The following is a 5215-nucleotide window of genomic DNA, read 5'->3' on the forward strand; positions in this document are numbered from 1 at the left end:
AATTCACCTTGCGCAAAAGCTACGGACTTCGTCCGTAATTTTGCACCCCAGCTTGCGCAAAAAGAGCGTATTCGCTTCGCTCACAGTCGCTAACCTTTTGCACCCTAGCTTCGCGCTCTGTCATTAAACATTGGCACCTTAGCCCTTTGCACTTAAAGCATTATTATCGGAAATAAGAGTTTGTCCTTAATATATGAGGTTTAGCATTGCGATTTTGTATCAACTGTATATACTCACAGTAAATGTACTGTATGGAAAACCAGTGATATGCGTCCACTAACAAAAAGACAAGAACAAGTATTTGAGTTGATAAAGGTATTTATTAAAGACACAGGGATGCCACCTACGAGGGCAGAAATAGCGGATGCACTTGGCTTCAAAAGTGCTAATGCGGCAGAAGAGCACCTTAAGGCACTGGCAAAAAAAGGTGTTATCGAGATGGTGCCTGGTGCTAGTAGAGGAATTCGTTTGACTGAAGATCCTGAACCAGAAGAACAGGGCCTGCCACTAATAGGTAGAGTCGCTGCTGGGGAACCGATTCTTGCACAGCAACACGTTGAGAGTCATTGTCAAATAGACGCAAACTTGTTTAGACCCGCCGCAGATTACCTACTGCGTGTGAATGGGATGAGTATGAAGGATATCGGTATTCTTGATGGTGACCTGCTAGCTGTACATAGTACGCAGGTAGCTGAAAATGGTCAGGTTGTCGTTGCCCGTGTTGAAGATGAGGTAACCGTAAAGAGGCTTGAAAAAGCGGGTAGAAAGGTTTATCTGCACGCCGAAAATGAAGAGTTTTCACCGATTGTAGTAGACTTAGAACATGAATCTCTAGTAATCGAGGGTTTGGCTGTTGGTATAATACGAAACGGTAGCTGGATGTAATTTATAAGGGTAAAGTTTATGCTTAAAACTTTACCCTGCATTAGCCTCTAAACACTACCAAACAAACCCTATGTTTAGGTGGGCTAATTAATTCATTACCTTGTATGGCTTGCCTGTTTCTTTAGCTTGATACATGGTCGCGTCAGCGTTATTAAGTAATTGTGTTTCGTCTTCTCCATCTTCTGGAAACAAAACAGCTCCAATGCTTAATTCTAAGTTTACTTCATGTATCTGGTTATTTACCCCTTCAATGCAATAGTTATCTGCCAATAAAGTGTACTTATGCTGGGTTAGCTTAGCTAACTGCTCTTTATTTGATACGTGAGGTGCTATGATGACGAATTCATCTCCGCCATACCTTGCAACAAAGTCAGAAGTTCTCCTAAACATTTTTAGCTTTGCTGCAATACTTTTCAGTAGTTGGTCTCCAGCCTGATGCCCCAACTCATCATTAACTAATTTGAAGTTATCTAAATCAATAAACAGTAGCCCAAACTGAGTGTTGTATCTAATCGCATCTTGGACATATCGATGCAACTCAGAGTCAAAAGAGCCTCGGTTATTGAGCATAGTGAGTTTGTCCATTACAACCATATTTTCTAAGTTTCGCTGTAGTTCAAAACGTTCCTTTGAAAACACAATTGTTCTTGTGAGAAGTGAAGTGGTGAGTTCATGCTTAGGGATATAATCTTGAGCTCCCAGCTGAATAGTCTTCTCTCCAATCCCATCTTCAGAGTTACCTGTAAGCACTATAATCGGTGTACATGCGACGAAATGTTTCACAATGATGAGCGTATTGAGACCAGTGCTTTCGGGCAAATTTAGATCCATTAAGAGGATATCAGGAGAGCATTGAAGAGTGGCTTGTTTGAGAGATTCAACATTATCGAAAGACTTAAGTCTAAATTGATGGCGACCATTATATTTGCTTAAGGTGCTTTTTATTAGATACACATCATCATCGTTATCTTCTAATAGGTATATTAGCCATCGGTTCATCAATGTGTCCTTGCAAAGTGATTATAGTTAAACCAATATTTTATCAATACTTGTAAAAATTCAATTAAGTCAACAATTTTGCTTGGTTTAGTGATGTATGACTTAGCACCTAATGAAAATGCGCTTTCTATGTCTGACGGGTGGCTTGATGTGGTGTAGCTGATCAAGCATAACTTTTCACTTAATCCTTTCTGTTGAATGTGTCTCATTGCGTCGAGTCCACCCATTTTAGGCATATTCAAGTCAATCAGAAAAACTTGGCTACTCAGGTTATTATGCGCGTCTATATACTCTAACAATTGCTCGCCATTTTGCAGTACCACAAGATTTGGCTTTGGTTCTACATGTTCACAGGCGGTTGTGAAGAGGTAAATATCATCTGGGTCATCATCCACTAAGATTATATCCATGTTCAATCTCTGCTTTTGGGTAAACTAATCACAAAGGTGGTACCAGAGTTTTCTGAGCTTTTGCAGCGTATTTCGCCTTCGTGCAACTTAATTATTTCTTTACACATCGCAAGGCCAATACCGCTGCCCGAATACTTATTACCATTATCTAAACGTTTAAAGGGCTCAAAAACACTTTGCCAATACGGTTCCTTAATACCGATACCATTATCTTCATAATAGATCATTATACGATTATCTCTAATTTCACTCTTGATGTGTACGACAGGTAATGTATCCGGAGTTTTAAACTTTAGGCTATTGGCGAAGAGATTTTGAAATACTTGCACAAATAGCGAAGGATCTACCTCGATCATGTGATCTGGTGTATCAATTGTTATTGTAGCGGCATGCTCCTCTAGGCTGTAACTCATTTGTTCCTTCGTATCATCAATAATTGATTTTAATGTTGTTGGTACGCATTTTATCTTTTGTGATTGAAGTCTTGATAGCTTGAGCAAGTCTTGGATCATTGTTCGCATCCGGCTGGAAGCTTCAATTAAACGGGACATCTCAAATTGAGCATTTTCGTCATCTTTAAGGTGCTCTGCTAGGCGCATAGATAAGCTATCAGTAAATGCAATAATCTTTCTTAGTGGCTCTTGCAGGTCATGTGAGGCGAGAAAAGCGAAGTGTTCAAGGTTCTCATTAGAGGCTTTAAGCTTCAATAATAGCTGGGCTTTCTCGGTTATATCTACAAAGGTGCCTAGTAGAATACTGGGCTCATTATCTTCGCCCCTCGATATAATAGTGTCTACCGCGCTACACCATATCCAGCTGCCATTTCTGTGCTTAATTCTATACTCAATCGGGATAAGCTTTTGAGCTTTTTCATCAACGACTTCATCCAAGTGCACCTGCATGGATGACTTGTCATCTGGATGTACTAAATCGACGATGGTTACGTCTTTAAGGTCGCCAATATTGTAACCGAGTAGATCGGTATAGCGTTGGTTAATCCTAATATTACGGTTTTGCTTGATGTCGTAAAGGTACAAGCCGCATACCGCAGAATTAATTATCTGCTCCAAGAATATCTTGTTTTGTTCGAGTTCTTGTTCGGCTAACTTTCTGGCTGTAATATCTATTGCTGTACCTACGATTTTCTCAACCTTGCCTTTTTTATCCAGCATTGGGTACAGCGTTGTCTGATACCACCGTTCCTCTTCATTTAATGGTAAGGTTTCAACGTACTCTATAGGCCTTTTTGTTTCACAGCACAGAGTATAGTTATTACCAATTCTTTCTGCTATGGATGCTGGAAACACGGAACCGCTAAGTTGAGACAGCTGTTTATTTATGATGTCTTGTGAGTTAACGTTCGTTCGCTCACATGCTGCTTGGTTGAACTGCAAGAAAGTAAAGTCTTCATCCTCTTCAACTTTCAGTAGCCAAATAGCCTGATTCGCACCATCAAACAAGCAGTTTAATATATTTGTTTTTTCAACAATTTGAGATTCTAACTGTTTACTATCTTGAATATAACGAAGTGCACCTGACATAATGCAGGCATTACCATCTGAGTCAAACTGACTGTTTCCAACTGCTAAAAACCATGCATACACGCCATCCTTGTTGCGCCCGAGATATTCGACTTGCAGTTTTTCTTGAGTTTCAAAGTGAATGCGTATGGCAGCTTCAACCTTCTCTCGATAATCAGGATGAATGTGCTCATACCAATCTAGGTAGGTTGGATTTTTTAAATGCTCTTTACCAATCATTTTCATGAGCGTAGGGGAGTAAATTACGTGGTCATTAGTAATATCCCATTCCCAAACTCCATCTTCGGTGGCATTAATAGCACGCTCAATTCTTTGATGGGAGGCATCAAGCTGTTGTTTTAATTTTCTATAAGATGACAAGTTATTAAAAACAGCTAATGTGAACTCTTGCCCATCAAAGACTGTATTGATAAGCCTCATCTCCATTGGCAACGTTACACCGTCTCGGGTAATAACCTGGCACAGCTGCTCGACGGACTGAGACTTGTTATGTCTAGCTTCTTTTAGTACAGAAGACAAACTACAAAATGGATCTTCAAGCTGTATGTGTTCAGACAACTTTGTACCAAGCATCAATTTTGCGTCTTTATAGCCAAGTTCATTGAGAAGTTGAGGGTTACATTTAATGATCTTATCTGACTTATCGAGTAATAAAGTGCTAATGGGTAAGCTATTAAGCATAAACTCAGTTATTTTATGCTCTGTAAGCAGTAGCCTTAGTTGCTTTTGTTCGGTGGTAAGTTTAGTCAGTTTATCCTGCACACCAAAAAATTGACTAGGTGTTGGAATTGCAATCGCGCTAGGTATAAGACGAAATAAATACACCGCAGTGATCATAGATACGATTGCAGTCAATAATTTTGATATTCCGTGAATGCCATACGCGCCGTGCCATACGGTGTATATGCCAATGAGGTGAGTAATACCACACAGCAAGATGAAGCTGGAAAATAGTATAAATAGCCAGTGTCTTCCCACATCTGGCCGCTTTTTGGCAAAGATCATAATAGCGACTGGAATAGAAAAGTAGGCAGTTGCTATCACCAAATCCGAAATCACATTTGTCCAAAGTAGGTGTGGTTGCCATAGATAGCAATGACCGTGAGGCATATATGCTTGATGAAAAAATGAATGAATGCTGTTTAGCTCCATTTAAACATGTCCTGATGCTAAATGATTTCATTAAGATTAGACGTAAACGCAGAAACCACAAGAATGAAGGGGTCATCCACGTGCTTAAAATCTTCCTAGTATATTGAAAAGATATTGATTTGTATCACAGGGTAAGAAAACCTAATTGCTCGCTATTGAAGCCCTAGCTTTACGTGAAATTGGTGTAGGAGAGTTAAGTTAAACTATAAAAACAGCCTGTTTTGCTCT

4 protein-coding genes are annotated in these 5215 nt (G+C 39.6%); 1 reads left to right on the forward strand and 3 read right to left on the reverse strand.

Annotation, left to right across the window (positions count from 1 at the left end):
- Window positions 1–267: 267 nt before the first annotated feature.
- Complete coding sequence (gene lexA / locus L1070_RS20055) at window positions 268–885, forward strand: transcriptional repressor LexA (protein WP_070983695.1); 618 nt, start codon at window positions 268–270, stop codon at window positions 883–885.
- A gap of 87 nt (window positions 886–972) precedes the next feature.
- On the opposite strand, the gene L1070_RS20060 is transcribed toward lexA, so the two are convergent.
- From L1070_RS20060 to L1070_RS20070, 3 genes are read right to left on the reverse strand one after another with little or no spacing between them, the layout of a single operon-like run.
- A complete protein-coding gene (locus L1070_RS20060) occupies window positions 973–1884 on the reverse strand; it encodes a GGDEF domain-containing response regulator (protein WP_237126901.1) in 912 nt (303 codons plus the stop codon).
- Window positions 1884–2294 carry a response regulator gene (locus tag L1070_RS20065; RefSeq protein ID WP_070983690.1) on the reverse strand — a complete coding sequence of 137 codons (411 nt, stop codon included), beginning with the start codon at window positions 2292–2294 and terminating at the stop codon, window positions 1884–1886. Before L1070_RS20065 ends, L1070_RS20060 begins: the two co-directional genes overlap by 1 nt.
- A gap of 2 nt (window positions 2295–2296) precedes the next feature.
- Window positions 2297–4987, reverse strand: coding sequence for a PAS domain-containing protein (locus L1070_RS20070; RefSeq protein WP_237126902.1), 2691 nt, complete (start codon window positions 4985–4987; stop codon window positions 2297–2299).
- Between the last annotated feature and the right edge of the window lie 228 nt (window positions 4988–5215).

The sequence above is a fragment of the Pseudoalteromonas sp. MMG022 genome, assembly GCF_021654245.1.
Lineage (GTDB): Bacteria > Pseudomonadota > Gammaproteobacteria > Enterobacterales > Alteromonadaceae > Pseudoalteromonas > Pseudoalteromonas amylolytica.